The 20534-nt window shown below is 60.5% G+C and carries 17 protein-coding genes; 10 read left to right on the top strand and 7 right to left on the bottom strand.

The window, feature by feature from the left end; all coding sequences use genetic code 11:
* Positions 1–141: 141 nt before the first annotated feature.
* Both LQ249_RS08065 and pcaR read right to left on the bottom strand, forming a co-directional pair.
* Complete coding sequence (locus LQ249_RS08065) at positions 142–1482, bottom strand: MFS transporter (RefSeq protein ID WP_046384428.1); 1341 nt, start codon at positions 1480–1482, stop codon at positions 142–144.
* A 144-nt stretch (positions 1483–1626) separates the two neighbouring features.
* Positions 1627–2469 (bottom strand): pca regulon transcriptional regulator PcaR, encoded by an 843-nt coding sequence (gene pcaR, locus LQ249_RS08060; protein ID WP_017844814.1) that lies wholly within the window; start codon positions 2467–2469, stop codon positions 1627–1629.
* A 541-nt stretch (positions 2470–3010) separates the two neighbouring features.
* Here pcaR and LQ249_RS08055 point away from each other — a divergent pair.
* Both LQ249_RS08055 and LQ249_RS08050 read left to right on the top strand, forming a co-directional pair.
* On the top strand, positions 3011–3211 hold the full coding sequence (locus tag LQ249_RS08055) for a hypothetical protein (protein WP_003172389.1): 201 nt from the start codon (positions 3011–3013) through the stop codon (positions 3209–3211).
* A gap of 333 nt (positions 3212–3544) precedes the next feature.
* Positions 3545–5020: an inorganic phosphate transporter gene (locus tag LQ249_RS08050; protein ID WP_057004740.1), complete on the top strand. Its 1476-nt coding sequence runs from the start codon at positions 3545–3547 to the stop codon at positions 5018–5020.
* 176 nt (positions 5021–5196) lie between these two features.
* Here LQ249_RS08050 and ccoM read toward each other — a convergent pair whose 3' ends face one another.
* Both ccoM and LQ249_RS08040 read right to left on the bottom strand, forming a co-directional pair.
* Complete coding sequence (gene ccoM / locus LQ249_RS31615; protein WP_017844812.1) at positions 5197–5313, bottom strand: cytochrome c oxidase subunit CcoM; 117 nt, start codon at positions 5311–5313, stop codon at positions 5197–5199.
* 143 nt (positions 5314–5456) lie between these two features.
* Positions 5457–5618 carry a hypothetical protein gene (locus LQ249_RS08040; protein WP_017844811.1) on the bottom strand — a complete coding sequence of 54 codons (162 nt, stop codon included), beginning with the start codon at positions 5616–5618 and terminating at the stop codon, positions 5457–5459.
* Positions 5619–5750: 132 nt separating this feature from the next.
* On the opposite strand from LQ249_RS08040, the gene LQ249_RS08035 reads away from it, so the two are divergent.
* The 3 genes from LQ249_RS08035 (at position 5751) to LQ249_RS08025 (ending at position 8166) form a co-directional block, all read left to right on the top strand.
* A complete protein-coding gene (locus LQ249_RS08035; protein WP_046384429.1) occupies positions 5751–6623 on the top strand; it encodes a LysR substrate-binding domain-containing protein in 873 nt (290 codons plus the stop codon).
* 89 nt (positions 6624–6712) lie between these two features.
* A complete protein-coding gene (locus LQ249_RS08030) occupies positions 6713–6988 on the top strand; it encodes a RidA family protein (RefSeq protein WP_057004739.1) in 276 nt (91 codons plus the stop codon).
* Positions 6985–8166, top strand: coding sequence for an aminotransferase class V-fold PLP-dependent enzyme (locus LQ249_RS08025; RefSeq protein ID WP_108525988.1), 1182 nt, complete (start codon positions 6985–6987; stop codon positions 8164–8166). The genes LQ249_RS08030 and LQ249_RS08025 overlap by 4 nt, the downstream gene beginning before the upstream one ends.
* Here the strand turns inward: LQ249_RS08025 and LQ249_RS08020 are convergent.
* On the bottom strand, positions 8163–8504 hold the full coding sequence (locus LQ249_RS08020; RefSeq protein ID WP_046384432.1) for a hypothetical protein: 342 nt from the start codon (positions 8502–8504) through the stop codon (positions 8163–8165). The genes LQ249_RS08025 and LQ249_RS08020 overlap by 4 nt on opposite strands.
* A 218-nt stretch (positions 8505–8722) precedes the next feature.
* Here LQ249_RS08020 and rapA point away from each other — a divergent pair, with 218 nt between their 5' ends.
* Entirely contained in the window at positions 8723–11569 is a 2847-nt protein-coding gene (rapA, locus tag LQ249_RS08015) for an RNA polymerase-associated protein RapA (RefSeq protein WP_057004737.1), read from the top strand.
* A gap of 166 nt (positions 11570–11735) precedes the next feature.
* On the opposite strand, the gene LQ249_RS08010 is transcribed toward rapA, so the two are convergent.
* Positions 11736–13088, bottom strand: a complete 1353-nt coding sequence (locus tag LQ249_RS08010) for a spinster family MFS transporter (protein WP_057004736.1) — start codon at positions 13086–13088, stop codon at positions 11736–11738.
* Positions 13089–13341: 253 nt separating this feature from the next.
* Between LQ249_RS08010 and LQ249_RS08005 the strand changes: the two genes are divergently transcribed.
* From LQ249_RS08005 to LQ249_RS07995, 3 genes are all read left to right on the top strand, one after another.
* Positions 13342–13710: a YkgJ family cysteine cluster protein gene (locus LQ249_RS08005; RefSeq protein WP_108525986.1), complete on the top strand. Its 369-nt coding sequence runs from the start codon at positions 13342–13344 to the stop codon at positions 13708–13710.
* A gap of 133 nt (positions 13711–13843) precedes the next feature.
* On the top strand, positions 13844–16108 hold the full coding sequence (locus tag LQ249_RS08000; protein ID WP_079443005.1) for a putative bifunctional diguanylate cyclase/phosphodiesterase: 2265 nt from the start codon (positions 13844–13846) through the stop codon (positions 16106–16108).
* Between the two features lie 205 nt (positions 16109–16313).
* Positions 16314–18491 carry a hypothetical protein gene (locus tag LQ249_RS07995; protein ID WP_026139772.1) on the top strand — a complete coding sequence of 726 codons (2178 nt, stop codon included), beginning with the start codon at positions 16314–16316 and terminating at the stop codon, positions 18489–18491.
* A 221-nt stretch (positions 18492–18712) separates the two neighbouring features.
* On the opposite strand, the gene LQ249_RS07990 is transcribed toward LQ249_RS07995, so the two are convergent.
* The gene (locus tag LQ249_RS07990) at positions 18713–19015 is read right to left on the bottom strand and encodes a DUF2288 domain-containing protein (RefSeq protein ID WP_046384436.1); all 303 of its coding nucleotides are present in this window, start codon (positions 19013–19015) and stop codon (positions 18713–18715) included.
* A 341-nt stretch (positions 19016–19356) separates the two neighbouring features.
* On the opposite strand from LQ249_RS07990, the gene LQ249_RS07985 reads away from it, so the two are divergent.
* Positions 19357–20484 carry a branched-chain amino acid ABC transporter substrate-binding protein gene (locus LQ249_RS07985; protein ID WP_017844801.1) on the top strand — a complete coding sequence of 376 codons (1128 nt, stop codon included), beginning with the start codon at positions 19357–19359 and terminating at the stop codon, positions 20482–20484.
* Positions 20485–20534: the final 50 nt, after the last annotated feature.

Raw genomic sequence — 20534 nt, 5'->3', positions numbered from 1 at the left:
GGCGCGAAGGTGGCGCCGAAGTACTTGAAGGTTAAGCCGGGGCAAAAAGCCAAACAATCCGATAATCGACACAGCGTTCGATTATCGAACCGATTGTTGTCTAGCTAATCTTTCTTGCGCCCACAGGAAATGCGCGTGTCTTCAGGTGGCGTCGGCATGGCTGACCATGCCTTTGATCACCACGGCGGCCGTGGCCAATGCGGCGGGGATCACCAGCGCGGTGAGCACCTGCTCGAAGTTCCAGCCCAGGCCCAGCAAGGTGGCGCCCATCCACGCGCCGAGGATCGCACCGAAGCGGCCGATACCGAGCATCCATGACACGCCGGTGGCGCGGCCCTGGGTCGGGTAGAAGCGTGCGGCCAGGGACGGCATCGCCGATTGCGCACCGTTGACGCACATCCCGGCGATCAGCACCAAGGTCGCCAACACGGTGATATTGCCCAGGCTCTGCCCTACCGCGTAGGCAAATACCCCGGCCAGCAGGTAGAACGTGCCGATGACCTTGTGCGGGTTGAACCGGTCCATCGCCCAGCCCACCCCGACCGCACTCAACACGCCACCAAACTGGAATAGCGCACCGATGAACGCGGCCTGTTCCATGCTCGCGCCACTGTCGCGCATCAGCGTGGGCAGCCAACTGGTCAACAGGTACACAATCACCAGGCCCATGAAGTAGGTGAGCCAGAGCAACAAGGTGCCGGCGCTGTAGGTGCCGGAGAAGATCACCGCGAATACGTTGCGCGCCTTCACGGTTTTTTGCTCGGGCACGCTGAAACCGCTGGCTTGGGCGACGATGCCGGGCTCGATGGGTGACAAGGCTTTGCGCACCTTGTCGGTGCCGCGGTTGCGCACCACCAGGTAGCGCGCCGATTCCGGCAGCCATCCCCACAACACCACCGCAAGGATCAACGGCAAAATACCGCCGATGAGCAGCAAGCTGTGCCAGCCGAATGCCGGGATCAATTTGGCCGAGATAAACCCGCCACCGGCCATGCCCAGGTTGAAACCGCAGAACATGCTGGTCACCAGCAGCGATTTATGGCGTTCGGGGGTGTATTCGGACAGCAGCGTGGTGGCATTCGGCATACCGGCGCCCAACCCCAGGCCGGTGAGGAAGCGCAACACCAGCAACTGATCGACGTTGCTGCTGTAGGCCGAGGCCAGGCTGAAGGCGCCAAACACCAGCACCGCACTCACCAATACCACTTTGCGCCCGAAACGGTCCGCCAGCGGGCCGGAACCCAGGGCGCCGAATACCATGCCGATCAGCGCGGCGCTCATCACCGGGCCGAGGCTGGCGCGATCAATGCCCCAGTCCTGGGACAGCGCGGGCGCGATGAAGCCCATGGCGGCGGTGTCGAGGCCATCGAGAAAGACAATCAGGAAACACAGGATCACCACACGCCACTGATAGCGTGACAGTGGCTGGGCATTGATGAAGGACTGCACGTCCAGGGTGGTAGCGACAGAAGGTTGATTCATTATTGTTATTCCACACCGATGGCGGGCCAACGACCTGGGGTCGTCATTATTATTGGGCGGCGCTCAGAGCGCTGCCGCACAGTAATAACCCAGGGGAAACAACGTCAATTGATCGAACCGGGATCTGTGCGGTCACCGAACAGCTTAGGCAAACAGTTGCGCACTCAACTCACGGCTGGCGCTGAGCATGCTCGGCAGGAAGCGCTGCTCCAGTTCGCTGCGGCTGACACGACCGGCATGGGTACTCACGTTGAGCGCCGCCAGCACCTGGCCGGACGCGTCATACACCGGCACTGCGATGGAGCGCAGGCCTTGTTCCAACTCCTGATCGACGATGCACCAACCCTGCTGGCGCACGTGTTGCAGACACTCGAACAAGGCTTCGGGCGTGGTAAGGGTGCGGCTGGTCTTGGTTTGCAGGTCGGCGTGGTCGAGGTAGTCCTGCAGCGACGCATCGTCCAGCGCCGCCAGCAGGATGCGGCCCATGGAAGTGCAGTACGCCGGCAAACGCCCGCCTACCGAGAGGTCCACGGAAATCAGGCGCTGCGTGGTGGCCGACCGGGCGATATAGAGGATGTCGTCGCCTTCCAGGGTGGCCATGTTGCAGGCTTCGTGAAGCTGCTCGCTCATGCGGTCCAGGTACGGTTGAGCGGAGACCGCCAGCGGCGTCGAGGACAGATAGGCATGCCCGAGGGTCAGCACCTTGGGCAACAGCGAATAGGTGCGCCCGTCAGTGGTGGCGTAGCCGAGCTTGATCAAGGTGTGCAGGCAACGGCGCACGGCGGCGCGGGGGATTTCGGTACGGTGGCTGATTTGGGCGATGGTCAAGTGACGCTTGCGTTCCTGGAACGCCTGCACCACGGCCAGGCCACGGGCCAGGGAGGTCATGAAGTCCGGATCACCGGTGAATGCCTGGATGCGTTTGGCCGGTGAAGCCACGATCGGCGGCGCCGCTGACGCAAAGGAGTTGCGCAATTGATCGTTCATTTCAAGGTCCTCTTTATTATTTTCAACCGCTGGCGCTTATCGGCAACCGCGAAGGTTGCTCGCTATTGAAAGCCGCCCCAACCGGGATGCACAAGGTTGGGTCAGCAACGTTGGGCGATTATCGGACGATCATGCGATTATCGCAATTTTGCCGGCGCGATCATAAAAACCGGATTGCATGACAGCATTGGGCTTACGCCGGCATTTATGTCGGCCACTTCCCAACCAAGACTGACGCGTGCATGTAACAAAAGCCTCACACAACGTTGACGCTTTTTAACTTTATGATGATAGTGTTATTAAAATACGCCGCTATAATGCAACCTGTGCAGAGGTCAGCCCGATATCCATATCGGGATGGGAGCTCGCCCGGCATCGTATGTTGATTATGCTGCCGTTTATAAATACCGGTTCAAGGAAGTCACCGCTGGCAATTCGTCTAAAGTTGAAGGGTTCACCTGCTCAACTTAAAACATGCCGAGGGCAATATTCGGGTGTAGCACTGCACGTTAATTAAACTCAACTCAAATTAGGTAACACTGTGACGAAAGATGAACTGCGCGCGGAACTTGAGCGCCAGGAGCAACGTTACAAGGACGTATACGGCGGGGAAGTCACCACCTACGCCGCTCAGCCTGAACCAGAGCGCAAGCCATGGCGCAAACGAGCGAGTCTGCTCGATCAGGCCTTTGCCCAGGAGATCCAAAAGATTGAACAGGAACTCAAAGCCGAAGAGCCATAAGCATCGAGGTTTGAGTCCAACGGGTTCTGCTGTCTCCGCCGGCTCACCGCCGGCGGAGGGCACCTCGCTCGTGGGTCAATTATTCAGCGTCCTGCTGCGACCAACGAAATTTCGTACAAATGTTTCAGAGATGACGTTTAGGTGACAAAACCCCACCTCTACGACGCCTCGCTTTGTAAATCAAAGACTTGCCGAGCCCCCGAAAACCCTGGGATGCGCGCTGCTGCCCGGCTTTTTTTCAATGAAGATTGTTACCGATGAGCAGCTAGTGCATCGATTACCGAGGTTTTCTGGCATAATCGCGCCCCCTTACGACCGGGTCAGAAAACCTTCATGATCGATTTATTCAGCGGACTGGATGCTTGGGTTCTCGTGAGCCTGCTGCTCGCCCTGGCCTTTGTCCTCGCCTTCGAGTTCATCAATGGCTTTCATGACACCGCTAACGCGGTGGCCACAGTCATCTATACCAAAGCCATGCCGCCGCATCTGGCCGTGTTCTTCTCCGGGTTGTTCAACTTCCTCGGCGTATTGCTCGGCGGTGTCGGTGTCGCCTACGCCATCGTGCATTTGCTGCCGGTGGAATTGCTGATCAATGTGAACACCGGCCATGGTCTGGCGATGGTCTTCTCTTTATTGGCCGCGGCGATCACCTGGAACCTGGGCACCTGGTACTTCGGTATTCCCGCCTCCAGCTCGCACACCCTGATCGGCTCGATCCTGGGCGTCGGTCTGGCCAATGCGCTGATCAATGACATTCCCCTGGCTGACGGGGTGAACTGGCAGAAGGCAATCGATATCGGTTCGTCCCTGGTGTTCTCGCCAATCGCCGGTTTCCTGGTCGCGGCCCTGGTGTTGCTGGTCCTGAAACGGTGGCGCCCACTGTCGAAGATGCACAAGACCCCGGACCAGCGCCGCAAGGTCGACGACAAGAAGCACCCGCCGTTCTGGAACCGCCTGGTCCTGGTGATTTCCGCCATGGCCGTGAGTTTCGTCCACGGTTCCAACGACGGTCAGAAAGGTATCGGCCTGATCATGCTGGTGCTGATCGGTATCGTGCCGGCGCAGTTCGTACTCGACCTGGGCAGCACCACTTACCAGATCGAGCGCACCCGCGACGCTACCCTGCACCTGAACCAGTTCTACCAGCGCAACCACGAAACCCTGGGCGAATTCCTGGCCCTGGGCAAAAGCGTGAAGGACGACCTGCCGGGCAAGTTCCGCTGCAACCCGCAGCAGACTGAACCGACCATCGACGCGCTGCTGGGCACCTTGAAAGGCGTTTCCGACTACCACGCGCTGTCGTCCGACCAACGCATCGAAGTCCGTCGCTACCTGCTGTGCCTGGACGATACCGCGAAGAAAGTCGGCAAGCTGCCAGGCCTGGAGTCCCGTGAGAAGTCCGACCTCGACAAGCTGCGCAAAGACCTGACGGCCACCACCGAATACGCACCGTTCTGGGTGATTATCGCGGTCGCACTCGCCCTGGGCCTGGGCACCATGGTTGGCTGGAAGCGCGTGGTACTGACCATCGGCGAGAAGATCGGCAAGCAGGGCATGACTTATGCCCAGGGCATGTCGGCGCAAATCACCACCGCCAGCATGATCGGCCTGGCCAACATCTTCAGCCTGCCGGTGTCGACCACCCACGTGTTGTCGTCCGGTGTTGCCGGCACCATGGTTGCCAACAAGAGCGGCCTGCAAGGCGGTACGGTGAAGACCATCCTGATGGCCTGGGTATTGACCCTGCCGGCGACCGTAGGCCTGTCGGCCGGGTTGTTCTGGATGGCGTCCAAGGCGCTGGGCAGCTGATAGCCCGCCGGCCATGACAAAGGTGCGATCCGCGAGGGTCGCACCTTTTTTTATGCGGTCGATCTCAAGCCGAACGCCGTTCAAAAGTGAGAGCGGTGTTGATTAAATCGCGGGCAAAAAAAAGGGCGACCGAAGTCGCCCAAAATGCCTTGCGTGCTCATGTAACCTGGAAAAACCTATGGTTTTTTACGCTTGTTCGCGTCTCTCCAGATAAAAAATCCAAACCCTACGAAGAACAGCACCATGAGGCCAACTGTCAGCACTCCGGCAAACACCACATTATCGAAAAACATGACTGGCCTCCTGCTGTTGCCTTGTTGCGATAGGGCTAAGTTAAAGGAGAAGGCGGGATGGGAAATTGACGAGGATCAATGTCGCCCACGACGGGGCGTAAAGAAGGGAAATAACTGACCTGCATCAATAGATGCAGGCTGTTTCAACGCTTTTTCGGTTTGTTTTTCGGTTTTTTCTTAACTTTTCCGAGCGGCATCGCCTGTTCAAACGCCTGGCGAACCTCATTCAGACGTTTATCGTTGAGGTCATGCACCCGTTTAGCGCGTTCGGCGTTCAGGTCGATCAGTTTGTCGTCATCACTCATGGCTTGGCTTACGTCGTGGCGGGGATCGCTTAATAATGCGGCCTCACTTGCCCGACAGCAAATCAGCGGGCGACAAAATGCAGGTCATCGCCCAAAATCGGCACTTCTCCCTTACCCAAGAGGCGCACACAGGTGGCACTGCACAAGGACCTTCCGCCGTTGCTGGCCCTGCGCGCCTTCGAGGCCGTGGCGCGGCACTTGAGCTTTATCAAGGCGGCCCATGAGTTGTCAGTGACCCAGAGTGCGCTCAGCCATCAGGTACACAAGCTCGAACAGTACCTGGGCAAACCACTATTTGTCCGACGCACCCGCGCGATTGATCTGACCGCAGACGGCCAACACTACTACGAGCAAATCCGCCCTGCCCTCGACCTGATCGCCGCCGCCACCCGCAGCCAACGGGTGGTGTCCAGCGTCACGGTGTTGCGCATCGGCTTGCTCGCATCCTTTGCCACCTTATGGCTGGCGCCGCGCCTGGCGGGTTTTCTGCAACGCTACCCGCAGATCCAGGTGGAGCTGGTGCCAGCGATTCAACTGGCGAACGTCGCGGCGGCCGAGGTCGACCTGGCCATCCGCTATGGCAAGGGCGACTGGCCTGACGTGCAGGCCACGCGGCTGATGCCGGAAGTGCTCTCCCCCGTGTGCAGCCCGGCGTTCAAGGCCAGCCGGCAGCACAACGGCGCTCTGCTGATGGCCACCTCGCACCGCCCGTTCGAATGGACGGATTGGTCCGGCCATTATCAAGTCGACCTCAGCCCGCATCCGCGCGTGGTGCTGCATGACTACAACATCGTGGTCGAAGCCGCCGTGGCCGGCCAAGGTATCGCCATGGGCCGTCACCGCTTGATCGAGCGCCGGCTCCAGGACGGCAGCCTGGTAGAAGCCTTCGACTGGCCGCCGTATCGCAGCGAAATCGGCTACTGGCTGATCGCGCCCCAAGGCCCCGCCAGCGCGGCGGCCGAATGTTTCAGCGCGTGGTTGAAGGCTGCCTGCGCCGACGCGTGAGTTACTTCGATACGTCGAATGATATCTATGCGTTTGCCGTCCATCACCTTGATCAACATGCTGAAACCTCTCAACCCAGAGGATTCAACATGCGCGATTCCATCCGCCAACGCGTGCAGGCCCTCGGCCTCACGCTGCCGACGCCCAGCCAGCCGATTGCCAATTACATCAACCACGTGATCAGCCGGAATCAGTTGTTTATCTCCGGGCAAATCCCATTGCTGGGCGGCAAACCGGCCTATGTCGGCCGCCTGGGCGAACCCCTCGGCGACAAAGGCCGGCATGTACGCACGGCTGTCGGTGTGTCCAGCCTGCCGGGGGGCGTGGCGGTGGAAGTCGACGCCATGTTCGAGCTGCAGCCATGAGCCCGCTCGACGTCCAGCGCCTGCGCGAGGCCACGCCGGGTTGTCGGTCCGGTCTCGTACACTTCAACACGGCCGGTGCTGCATTGCCGAGCCAGGCGACCCTCGACACCATCATCGAGCAACTGCAACGCGAAGCGTGCGACGGCCCGATGGAGGCCAGCGAGCATGGCGCCATCCTGGTGGAAAAAGCCCGCCGCGCCGCCGGCCAGTTGCTCAATGCACCCACCGCGTCGATTGCCTTTGCCGGCAGCGGCTCGACCGCCTGGAGCCTGGCGTTCCAGGCGCTGGGCCGGTGGCAGCCGGGCGACAGGATTCTGGTGGGGCGCCACGAATGGGGCGGCAACCTGGCGAGCATGGAACTGGCGGTGCAGGCCGGTGCGCGAATCGAGGTAATCCCCTGCGATGAAACCGGTGCAGTCTGCCCGGTAGCCCTGGAAGCGATGATCGACGCAAGCGTGAAACTGATCGACCTGACCTGGCTCCCCGCCAATGGCGGCCTGATCAACCCCGCCCAGGCGATTGGTGAAGTGGCCAGGCGGCATGGCATCCCCTACTTCATCGATGCCGGCCAGGCGGTCGGCCAGGTGCCGGTGGATGTGCAGGCGCTGCACTGCGACGTGCTCAAGTCGGCGGGCCGCAAGCACCTGCGCGGGCCGCGGGGCACGGCGCTGCTGTACGTGCGGCCGGACTTTCTGGCGCGGTTGAACCCTGCGCAGCGCGATGTGTTTTCAGCGCCGTGGAGCGCCCAGGGGTTCGGCCTGCGCAACGATGCCCGACGCTTTGAAACCAGCGAAACGTCCTACGCCTTATTGGCAGGTTTGGGCAATGCGTTGCAGGAACTCAATCAACTGGGGATTGAGCGGGTGTGGGACCGGGTCCGGCAGACCAGCGAGCGAATCCGCGAAACGTTGCGTCAGACTCCGGGAATCTCTCTGCATGACTTGGGCACCAGCCAATCAGGCTTGATCGCCTTCAACCTCGCCGGCTGGGACGCCTTCGAGCTCAAGCGTCGCCTGGAGCTCAAGCGCATCAATATCGGCGCCAACGATGTGGCGTATACCCCACTGGATATGCAGGCACGAGGCCTGGCCAGCATTGCGCGAATCTCCGTCAGCCCGCTCAACACCGATCAGGACATTGAACGGCTGATGGCGGCCTTGCGCGAACTGCGCGATTAAACCTCGACGTCCACCCACAACCCCTGGCGCGGCGCGTCTTCGATCAGCGGCGCCACGGGCACGGTGTTATCGGCGTTGAGCTCGTCGCCCGGGATCGCCAAGTGCGCCTCCGGGTCGTCATCGGCTTCACGCCGGCGTTTCTGCTGCTCCTGCTGGCGACGTTGCTCCTCGCGCAGCAAAAACGTCGACTGCTCGGCATCGCCATTTTTCAGGTCGATCGTGCTCTCGTTGGAACTCGCTTGTACGGGCACCACGGGCGGAATATCGGGTTTTTGACGCACCGGGTCGAGTTGCGACGTGACCGGCACAACGCTGACGGGCAGCATAGGTGGCAGCATAATAGTTGTTCTCCTGTCAGCAGGCTGTCGGCGGGCGGCGGGCGGACTTGAGCGCAGGCTTGCCAACCTGTGACCCAGTCGACACTCACAAGTGCCCGCCATCTGTCGACTCAACATTCGATGCACGGCGCAAACCGCGTAGTTTTTGTCAGAGTCCTTTGGATGAGGGCCTTGTTCCGTTAAGATAGTCGGCTTTTTCACGGCGGGAGTCAGGCAGCATGGCGCAGCAGTATCAACCGGGGCAACGCTGGATTAGTGACAGCGAAGCAGAGCTGGGTTTAGGCACCGTTCTGGCACAGGACGGCCGCTTGCTGACCGTGCTCTATCCGGCCACTGGCGACACGCGCCAGTATGCGCTACGGAATGCGCCCCTCACCCGCGTGAGGTTCTCGCCGGGCGACAGCATCACCCATTTCGAAGGCTGGAAAATGACCGTGCAAGAAGTCGACGACGTCGACGGCCTGCTGGTCTACCACGGCCTCAATGGGCAGAACGAGCAGGTCACCCTGCCGGAAACCCAACTGTCGAACTTCATCCAGTTCCGCCTGGCCAGCGACCGTCTGTTCGCCGGGCAGATCGACCCGCTGGCCTGGTTCTCGCTGCGCTATCACACCCTGGAACACACCAGCCGCCAGTTGCAATCTTCGCTGTGGGGCCTGGGCGGCGTGCGGGCGCAACCGATTGCCCACCAGTTGCACATCGCCCGTGAAGTCGCTGACCGTATCGCGCCACGGGTATTGCTGGCCGACGAAGTGGGCCTGGGCAAGACCATCGAAGCCGGCCTGGTGATCCATCGCCAGTTGCTGTCCGGGCGCGCCAACCGCGTGCTGATCCTGGTTCCGGAAAACCTGCAGCACCAATGGCTGGTGGAAATGCGCCGGCGCTTCAACCTGCAAGTGGCGCTGTTCGACGAAGAACGCTTCATCGAAAGCGATGCCGCCAACCCGTTCGAAGACACCCAACTGGCCCTGGTGGCCCTGGAGTGGCTGGTGGACGACGAGAAGGCCCAGGACGCACTGTTCGCCGCCGGCTGGGACCTGATGGTGGTCGACGAAGCCCACCACCTGGTCTGGCATGAAGACAACGCCAGCGCCGAGTACTCGCTGGTCGAGCAGCTGGCCGAGGTCATCCCTGGCGTGCTGCTGCTCACCGCTACCCCGGAACAACTGGGCCAGGACAGCCACTTCGCGCGCCTGCGCCTGCTGGACCCGAACCGCTTCCACGACCTGCAAGCGTTCCGCGCCGAAAGCGAGAACTATCGCCCGGTGGCCGAAGCGGTGCAGGAACTGCTGGACAAGGGCCGTCTCTCCCCGGCCGCGCACACCACCATCCAGGGTTTCCTCGGCAACGAAGGTGAAGCGCTGCTCACCGCCGTCAACGATGGCGACACCGAAGCCAGCGCGCGCCTGGTGCGCGAGCTGCTCGACCGCCACGGCACCGGCCGCGTACTGTTCCGCAACACCCGCGCCGCGGTGCAGGGCTTCCCGGAGCGCAAGCTGCACGCCTACCCGCTGCCGAACCCGGACGAATACCTCGAATTGCCGCTGGGCGAACACGCCGAGCTGTACCCGGAAGTCAGCTTCCAGTCGCAGCCGGACATTGAGGAAGACAATCGCTGGTGGCGCTTCGACCCACGGGTTGAATGGCTGATCGACCAGCTGAAAATGCTCAAGCGCACCAAGGTCCTGGTGATCTGCGCCCACGCCGAAACCGCGATGGACCTCGAAGACGCCCTGCGCGTGCGCTCCGGCATCCCGGCCACGGTGTTCCACGAAGGCATGAACATCCTCGAACGTGACCGCGCCGCCGCCTACTTCGCCGATGAAGAATTCGGCGCCCAGGTGCTGATCTGTTCGGAAATCGGCAGCGAAGGCCGCAACTTCCAGTTCTCCCACCACCTGGTGCTGTTCGACCTGCCGTCCCACCCCGACCTGCTGGAACAGCGGATCGGCCGTCTGGACCGGATCGGCCAGAAACATGTGATCGAACTGCACGTGCCGTACCTGGAAACCAGCCCGCAAGAGCGCCTGTTCCAGTGGTACCACGAAGCGCTGAATGCGTTCCTCAACACCTGCCCGACCGGCAACGCCTTGCAGCATCAGTTCGGCCCACGCCTGCTGCCGCTGCTGGAAAACGCCGACGACGGCGAGTGGCAAGCCCTGATCGACGAAGCCCGTGCCGAGCGCGAGCGCCTGGAACAGGAACTGCACACCGGCCGCGACCGTCTGCTGGAGCTCAACTCCGGCGGCGCGGGTGAAGGCGATGCGCTGGTGGAAGACATCCTCGAGCAAGACGACCAGTTCGCCCTGCCGATCTATATGGAAACCCTGTTCGATGCGTTTGGTATCGACAGCGAAGACCATTCGGAAAACGCGCTGATCCTCAAGCCCAGCGAAAAAATGCTCGACGCCAGCTTCCCCCTGGGCGACGACGAAGGGGTGACCATCACCTACGACCGTAACCAGGCGCTGTCGCGTGAAGACATGCAGTTCATCACCTGGGAACACCCGATGGTGCAGGGCGGCATGGACCTGGTGCTGTCCGGTTCCATGGGCAACACCGCCGTCGCGCTGATCAAGAACAAGGCGCTCAAGCCCGGCACCGTGTTGCTGGAGCTGCTCTACGTCAGCGAAGTGGTTGCCCCGCGCTCGCTGCAACTGGGCCGCTACCTGCCGCCGGCCGCCCTGCGCTGCCTGCTGGACGCCAACGGCAACGACCTGTCCGGCCGCGTGTCGTTCGAAACCTTGAACGACCAGCTGGAAAGCGTGCCACGGGCCAGTGCCAACAAGTTCGTCCAGGCCCAGCGCGACCAACTGACGCCACGCATCAACGCCGGCGAAGAGAAGATCACCCCGCGCCATGCCGAGCGCGTGGCCGAGGCCAAGCGTCGCCTGGCAGCCGACACCGACGAAGAACTGGCGCGCCTGACCGCGTTGCAAGCGGTCAACCCGACCGTGCGCGACAGCGAACTGGTTGCCCTGCGCCAACAGCGCGAGCAAGGCCTGGCCATGCTCGACAAGGCCGCGCTGCGCCTGGAAGCGATCCGGGTGTTGGTGGCGGGTTGATTGCTGCGTTGCTCAGCTAAAAAGAAGGCCCGCGCAATGCGGGCCTTTTTTATTCACTGAAGAAGGTCTTCGCCAGTCATGGCCTCATCGGGAGCAAGCCCCCTCCCACACTTGGATGCAGTTCCAGTGTGGGAGGGAGCTTGCTCCCGATGGCGTCAACGCGATCTCAAGCCGTCGCAGCAGCAGCCGGCACCGCCACCTCCACCGCCACCAGCCCGTCTTTCATCCGCTTGGCATCCCGCACAAAACTGCGCGACGCCTGAAACAGAAACAGCATGGTCAAGAACAGCGCCACCGGAATCAGGTACATGGCGTCATGCAACCCCACCGCTTTATAAGCCTCGGTCATCTGCTCCGCCCCGGCGGCATACATCGCCGAATGGGCAAAGTGATCGGACAAGCCCCCCACCACCACCGGCCCCATGCCGCCACCCAGCAAGTACAGGCCGGCAAAGAACAGCGCCATCGCCGTGGCCCGCAGGCGCGGCTCGACCACGTCCTGGATCGCCGTGTACACACAGGTGTAGAAGTTGTAGGCAAACAACCAACCCACACTGAACAGCGCGACAAACACACCGATCTCGATACGCCCGGCGTGCAAGGCCCAGGCGGTGGTGACGGTGGAAATGATCAGGCTGAACGCGGCAAACAACAGGCGGCCATTGGCAACCCGTTGATGGATCTTGTCGGCGATCCAGCCGCCCAACGTCAGGCCGACCAGCCCGGTCAACCCGACGATCACCCCGGTGGCAACCGCCGCGTCCTGCAACGGCATCAGGAAATAGCGCTGCAGCATCGGCACCAGGAACGAGTTACACGCATAGGTTGCGAAGTTGAAGCACAGCCCGGCCAGCACCAACCAGAGAAAGGTCGGCACCGCCAGCACGCGGCGGATCGGGCGGTCGACGCGTTCCTGGGAGACTTGCACGGTTTCTGCCGCGCCGCGCTTGGGTTCTTTGATAAAGAACATGAAGACCGCGAGGATCAGCCCCGGCACGGCCGCGATAAAGAACGGCGCGCGCCAGCTGTCGAACGCCTTGACCATCGCGCCAATGGTAAAGAACGCCAGTAACAGGCCCAATGGCAGGCCCAGCATGAAAATGCCCATGGCCCGCGCACGGCGGTGGGCCGGGAACAGGTCGCCAATCAGCGAGTTGGCCGCCGGCGCGTAGCTGGCTTCGCCGATGCCGATGCCCATACGCACCAACAGGAACGTCCAGAAACTGCCGACCATGCCGTTGATCGCCGTCAACCCGCTCCACGCGAACAGGCCCCACCCCATGAGTTTGCTGCGCGAACCGGTATCGGCCAGGCGCCCGAGCGGCAGGCCGGCAATGGCGTAGACAATGGTGAAGGCGGTGCCGATGATGCCCAGCTGAAAGTCGCTCAGGTGCCACTCCATGCGGATCGGCTCGATGATGATCGCCGGAATGGTGCGGTCGAAGAAGTTGAACAGGTTGGCGAGGAACAGCAGGAACAGAATGCGCCAGGCATTCGCCGCTTGGGTCGAGTTCTGCATGGGTCCGTCTCTTTTATTGTTATGAGAGCTGCGATGCCCGATGCATCCTGCTCAGGTATCTGCAACATAGTCAGGCCGGCGACGCTTGTCTGTAATGATTCGTAACGCTGATAGGGCATGATTTCACCCGAAACTACGGGACTTTCCCTACGAAAAATATAAGTGTGCCCTCCTCTTCCCAACGGCCATGGCGCGATTAGAATGGCGAGCCTTCCTGTCACAACCCTTCTTACTTTCCTTATCGAAGACGCCCATGTCCGAAGCCAGTCCGTGTCTGAATTGCGGTGCCTGCTGTTCACACTTCCGTGTGTCTTTCTTCTGGGGTGAGTGCGCCTCGGCGGGGGGCACGGTGCCCGATGACCTGGTGGTGCAGATCAACCCCACACGCGTGGCGATGATCGGGACCGACCAGAAACCCGCGCGCTGCTGCAGCCTTGAGGGCGAAGTGGGCAAAGGCACTCATTGCACGATCTATGAGCAGCGCTCCAGTGTGTGCCGCGAGTTCGACGCCTCCTGGAGCCAAGGTGTGCAAAACACCGATTGCGATGCCGCGCGCGCAGCATTTGGTCTGACGCCGCTGGAGCCACCGCCTTTCGAGCTGGACCTGCCGATCAGCGCTTAGCATCAATCGCTATAGGCAAGATGCCGAAATCATAGCGAGCAACCTACCATTCGTCCTGGCGAAACCCGCGAGGCTTCTATACTCGACCTCATAGGTCACCGCCGGAAGCAGTGACGTAATGACGGGGCATGCAATGGAATTGCTGGGTCTGCATTTTTTTTCTGACCTCCCCGAGAATGGGCACTTGTTACTCAACTGCAGTCATAACCCCTTTCTGGTGCTACTCGCCTACCTGGTTGCGTGTGCGGCGGGGTTCGGCACATTGGACATGGCCGAACGCGTCGGCCATGTCGAGGACCCCACCGCCCGCCGTCACTGGCGCTGGCTGGGTGCCGTTTGCCTGGCAGGCGGTATCTGGTCGACTCACTACATCAGCGTGCTGGCTTTCGAAGCACCGGTCGTCATTCACTACGAATGGATCATGACGCTCGTGTCGCTGCTGATCGCTCTGGCCGCCGCGTGGTTCGCCATGCAAACCCTCAGTCATCCCCACCCGCGGGTGCGCCAGTGCCTGGCGGCGGCGGTGTGGATGGGCCTGGGCATCGCGCTGATGCATTACGTCGGCATGTCGGCCATGCGCTCCCAGGCCCAGGCGTACTTCGACTCGCAACTGTTCATGGCCTCGGTTGCGATCGCCATCGGCGCCAGCCTGGCGGCATTGTGGCTGTCGATCGCCCTGCGCAAAGGCGCGGGCGTGTTTCACCAATTGCTCAAATACGCCGCCAGCCTGGTACTGGGTGCAGGGATTCTGAGCATGCACTTCACCGGCATGGCCGCCATGCAACTGGTAGTGACCGCAGGCGCTGATCTGTTATTGCCGCAGGACAACCACCCCATTCAACTGGGGCTGTCGGTGGCGATCATCACCCTGCTGGTGATCGCCAGCAGCATCAGCGCCGCCCTCGCAGACAAGAAGTTACAACACAAGGAGCGCGACCTTCGCCGGGTCAACGCCCTGCTCGGCGAGCTGGACCAGGCCCGCGCCTCGCTGCAACAGGTGGCGCATTACGACGCCTTGACCAGCTTGCTCAATCGCCGTGGTTTCAATCTGATTTTCGCAGAGAAAATCGCAGAAAAAACCCGAAGCAACGGCATGATGGCGGCGATTTTCCTCGATATCGACCATTTCAAGCGTATCAACGACAGCCTCGGGCATGACGCCGGCGACCAGTTGCTCACCGTGTTGGCCGGGCATATCAAGGGCTCGGTGCGCAGCCATGAAGACGTGGTCGCGCGTTTTGGCGGCGATGAGTTCTGCATCCTGATCAGCATCCACCACCGCGATGAAGCGCGGCATTTGGCCCAGCGCATCATGCAAAAAATGAAAACCCCGATCGAACTGGCCGGGCGCCGCATGGTGATGACCACCAGCATCGGCATCAGCCTGTTTCCCGAAGACGGCCTGACCTGCGAAGAATTGCTGAAGACCGCCGACCTGGCGCTGTACCAGTCCAAGGATACGGGGCGTAACAGCCTCAACTTCTTCAGCTCCAACCTGAAAACCCGCGCGTTCATGGAGCTGCAACTGGAAGAGGAACTGCGCATGGCCCTGCGCGCCCGTAACGAACTGGTGTTGTTCTATCAGCCGATCTTCGATATGAAGCGAGGCAGGATCACCCGCCTGGAAGCCATGGTGCGCTGGCAGCATCCGCACCATGGCTTGCTCGCGCCCGACCGTTTTATCGGCATTGCCGAAAGCAACGGATTGATCGCCGAACTGGACCACTGGGTATTGCGCCAGGCCTGTCATGACTTGAGCCTGCTGTCCGACAAGGGCTACGGCGAATTGACCATGGCCGTGAACTGTTCGACGTTGAACCTGGGCCGCGACGAGCTGGTCGATGAGATCGAAGACGCCCTGCGATCCAGCGGGATTGGGGCCAACCGCCTGGAGCTTGAAGTCACCGAAAACGCGCTGATGGGCAATATCAGCAGCACTTTGGCGAAGCTGCGGCAGATCCGCGCGCTGGGCGTGTCGCTGGCGATCGATGACTTCGGCACCGGCTACTCCTCCCTCGCCTACCTCAAGCGCCTGCCGCTCAACACACTGAAGATCAATCGCTCGTTTATCCAGGACATTTCCCAGTCGAGCGCCGACATCGAGATCGTCGAGGCGATTGTCGGCATGGCCCACACCCTGCACTTGCAGGCGGTAATCGAAGGCGTGGAAACCCAGGCCCAGTTCGAGCTGCTGCTTAAACATGGCTGTGACTTCGTTCAGGGCTACCTGTTGAGCCCGGCAGTGCCCGTCGACGAGGTCATCAGCGTGATCCAGGGCATCGATCGGCGCCCCCTCCTGCCGCCGGTCAACGTGGCGGCGGCCAAGGAAGCGCTGTCGCCAAACGAGCTTCGCCCAGACCGAAGCTGTCCCGCCTCGATCATCAGGCCAATTCGCTGACGTCTAAATCTTTGGCATTTCGCCATCAATTATCTAAAGAACGCCGGTAAACGGCCGATTCATCAGAGTCGGGCCGGGATTTCCCCTTGAAACGCTAGGGTTAAACCTATCGCCCCGGACCCGAACGCACTGTAAAGTCGCGAACTCCCACTCAGTGATGGCTTTTTAATATTTCACAGCCATCCGCCCAGGTACATGGCGCACAATGACTTCTAAAAATAACTCTGCCACCGTGGTCTCCGATGTGTTGCCGACAGCTCCTGCGGAAAAACCTTCAGGTTCGAAGTCATTGAGCAGCCCCCGTCCACTGGCGACCCAGCAATACCTGTACTTCACCGAGACCAATACCGACCGCATCCTCGACAACCTCGACGGCCTGCGCGACATGGTGTTCCCGCGCCTGCCCCATCAGGAAGTCGATGGCGAGCCGCGCAGCGAACAGGAATTCCCCTCGGTGTGCCTGATCGGCCTGGGCCGCTGCGGTTCGAACATTGCGCTGGACGTGGCCGAGCTGGTCTATAACGCACGCAAGTTCTACCTCAACGAATTCAGTACCGAAGACAAGTCGACAGACAAGGGCTACAGCCCCGCCCAATGGATTCGCAACAACCTGCGCCTGGGCGTCGGCAAGGCCAGCAAACCGGTGTTCCTGGTGGAGCCGCTGGTGATGCTGGGCGACCTGGACAAAGACATCGCCGGGCGCATCCGATTCTCGCGCAAGGGCGAAAAAAGCGGCTTCCTGCGCGATTACAGCAAGATGAAAATCATGGACCTCTCGGAAGTCCATGCCGGTGGCGCCGGTAACGCGCCGATCCTCGGCCAGTACCTGGCCAAGATCATCCTCAATAAAGACACCCAGCGTTTTTCCAGCCCCGACTGGAAGATGATCCATTCGTACCTGATCGACTCCTGCGGCATCAAGGCCAACCAGTCGCGCCTGTATTTCTCGATCTTCAGCGCCGGCGGCGGCACCGGCTCGGGCATGGCGTCGGAGTTCGGCCTGGCCCAACAGCATTCGTACATGAACAAGACGTTCGACACCAAGCCGGCCGACGAGCACGACAGCAAAAGCGGCCACGCCTTCGTTTTCGAACCGATCTTCACCAGCGGCATCTGCGTGCTGCCGAACATCTCCGACCACCGCAGCGAAATGTCCGAGGCGCTGCACATCAACGCCGGGCGGCTGCTCTGCAAGTATCTGTCAGAAGAATGGGATTTCTCGTACAACTTCGCCAATGAAGACAGCAGCGAAGCCAGCGTCAAGGGCCGTATCCGCCCGTGGAACGCGATGATGCTGATCTCCAACGACATCATGCGTTACGCCGAAGAGAGCGATGACGGCAATATCCAGAACATTGATGTCAATGCCATGGAAAAGCACGCCAACCAGTATATCTCGCAACAGATCTTCAACATTCTTACCGCCCAGGCGGTCACCACCGACTACGACCAGAACTACTTCCGTCGCGCCGGTATCGACATCGGCGAAACCATCCGCCTGGATGCCAACGACCTGTTCATGAGCCTGGCCGGCCCGGTGGCGATTGCCTACGCCGAATCGGTGGTCCCGGAAACCCCGGCGCCGTCGGGTGACAAGTTCAAGGTGTTCGACAAAGAGCCGCAGCGCCTGAACATCGACGACCTGTTCTTCCGCTCCATCGACCTGCCGCACTTCAACAAAGTCACCCAGGCCATCGAAGGCATCAGCCTGCTGCCGATCGAATCCAAGCGCTACAAGGCCTCCCTGGAGCAGTACAAGAACTCCGGCTATGACGCGGCGGCGCTGCACGACCTGCACTTCTTCAAGAACTGCTCGTCGGTGGTGTCGATCGTGTCGCTGCCCAAGGACTACAAACTGTCCTACATGGACCTGAACCGCCTCAAAACCCACCTCAACAGCCTGTTCCCCAACACCACGCTCAAGCGCTACGCCCTGGTAATCGGCGCGTCGGCCAACCTGTCGCTGACCACCCTGATCGCCAAGAGCCCGTGCCTGTCGGATGATTTCCTGACGCTGATCGTGGCGTTCATCAAACGCTGCTTTGCGCGCAACCCGTACCGTTTCGACGACACGCTGGACAACTCGATCCTGGACTTCATCATCCACGAGGATTTCGACGAAGAGCGTATCGACGAACTGCTCAATGAGTTTGAAAACCCGGCGAAGATCCTCGACACCAACTGGTACGCGATCAAGCCGATGTATGAGAAGAAGTACCGTGAGTTGATCAATGACAAAGATAAGTTTGTCTCGATCAATGACATTCGCCTGTCACGGGATTGCGTGAAGAAGGCGATCAAGTACTTGCGTGAGATTTACCGTCATCGGATCGGCAAGACTAAGATTATTTCGTTGAACAACCATACCGGCAAAACCGCCTAGTTGTCTGTGGCGAGGGAGCACGCTCCCTCGCCACAGCGATCTGCTAACACCAAGAAACAATTCCCCGGGCATTTCGCCGTCGGCAAAACTGTTCCCGTGACGCGCACGTCACCCTCAGCTGTGACCTTTCTCCACGGCAAGATGCCATCACCGCATCAGCGGTTACTCCGCTACACACTTGCAGCGGCGCAAACCGCGCACCATTTTCGTGCAGGCTTTTCTTACACTGCCCTTTCCTGGATCAGAATCCACGGCGAAACCACCACCGCCCACAGGCTCGGATCACGCTCCAGCAGGTCCAATGCCCGCGTCGCAGACACTTCGCCCAGGCTCCCCGAGGCCAGCCAGGCAGCGACTTTATCGCGCTGATCCTCGGCCATGCCTTCGGCCGCCTCGATCAAATCCAGGCCGGCGTCGACCCACAATAGGGCACCCTTGGCAAAGAACGGTTCGAGCTCCTTCCAGGAGATTTCGGCGGTTTCACCGAGCAGCTTGGCATAGAGGGTGCTAGGTTCTTGCGTCATGGGGATTCACCTTGGGAAAAAATCGGCGCAATCATAACGTCGTGTCTCTCGTAGAAAAACCCAGTTGCAAATGAGTGAACGATTGAAAGCGTCAGGAAAGCCACGGATTGTCCGCCACTGCGGCAGCGTCCCGGCGCAATTCTGTCTTTTTCTTTCATTTAAGCGACACGCCCGGGTATTGCCCCCAGCAGCCAGCTTTTCAAGCGATCAACCGGCGCTCTACACTGTACCGGTACAGTTGCCAGGGCACTGCCGGGGGGATATTCAAGATATCTGATCCGGTTCTGCAGCTCACAAGGCCGCTAGAACTATAAAAAAGACAACAGTAAGAGTGGAGCACTATGAATAAGGCTACTAAGCAGATTTCCAAACTGTTTGCCGCTATGGTCCTGGCCGGGGTTGCCAGCCATTCGTTCGCAGCCGACACCATCAAGATCGGCATCGCCGGGCCTAAAACCGGTCCTGTCACGCAATATGGCGACATGCAGTTCATGGGTGCCAAGCAAGCGATCGCCGACATCAACGCCAAGGGCGGCGTCGATGGCAAAATGCTCGAAGCCAAGGAATACGACGACGCCTGCGATCCCAAGCAAGCCGTGGCCGTCGCCAACAAAGTGGTCAACGACGGCGTCAAGTTCGTGGTCGGTCACCTGTGCTCCAGCTCCACTCAGCCCGCGTCCGACATTTATGAAGACGAAGGCGTGATCATGATTACCCCGGCAGCCACCAGCCCGGAAATCACCGCCCGTGGCTACAAGCTGATTTTCCGCACCATCGGCCTGGACAGCGCCCAAGGCCCGGCGGCCGGCAACTACATCGCCGACCACGTGAAACCGAAGATCGTTGCCGTGCTGCACGACAAGCAACAATACGGTGAAGGCATCGCCACTGCCGTTAAACAGACCCTCGAGAAGAAAGGCACCAAGGTTGCCGTCTTCGAAGGCCTGAACGCCGGTGACAAGGACTTCTCCTCGATCATCCAGAAACTCAAGCAAGCCAACGTCGACTTCGTCTACTACGGCGGCTACCACCCTGAGCTGGGCCTGATCCTGCGCCAAGCCAAGGAAAAAGGCCTGAACGCCAAGTTCATGGGCCCAGAAGGCGTCGGCAACGACTCCATCTCGCAAATCGCCCAGGGCGCTTCCGAAGGCCTGCTGGTGACCCTGCCGAAATCCTTCGACACCGACCCGGCCAACAAAGCCATCGTTGAAGAGTTCGCCAAGAACAAGCAGGACCCAACCGGTCCGTTCGTGTTCCCGGCCTACTCGGCCATTGAAGTCATCGCCGGTGGTATCAAAGCCGCGAAAAGCGAAGACACCGCCAAAGTGGCCGAAGCCATCCACGCGGGCACCTTCAAGACCCCTACCGGCGATCTGAGCTTCGACGCCAAGGGCGACCTGAAGGACTTCAAGTTCGTGGTCTACGAGTGGCACTTCGGCAAACCGAAAACCGAAGTTTCCCCTCAGTAAGCCAGGCGTTACTGGTCAACAAGCCCACTGTGAGAGCAGTGGGCTTTGTT

Source organism: Pseudomonas sp. 7-41, assembly GCF_021233075.1.
Lineage (GTDB): Bacteria > Pseudomonadota > Gammaproteobacteria > Pseudomonadales > Pseudomonadaceae > Aquipseudomonas > Aquipseudomonas veronii.
Note: the sequence above shows the minus strand (reverse complement) of the source record. Positions and strands in the feature narration are given on the sequence as shown.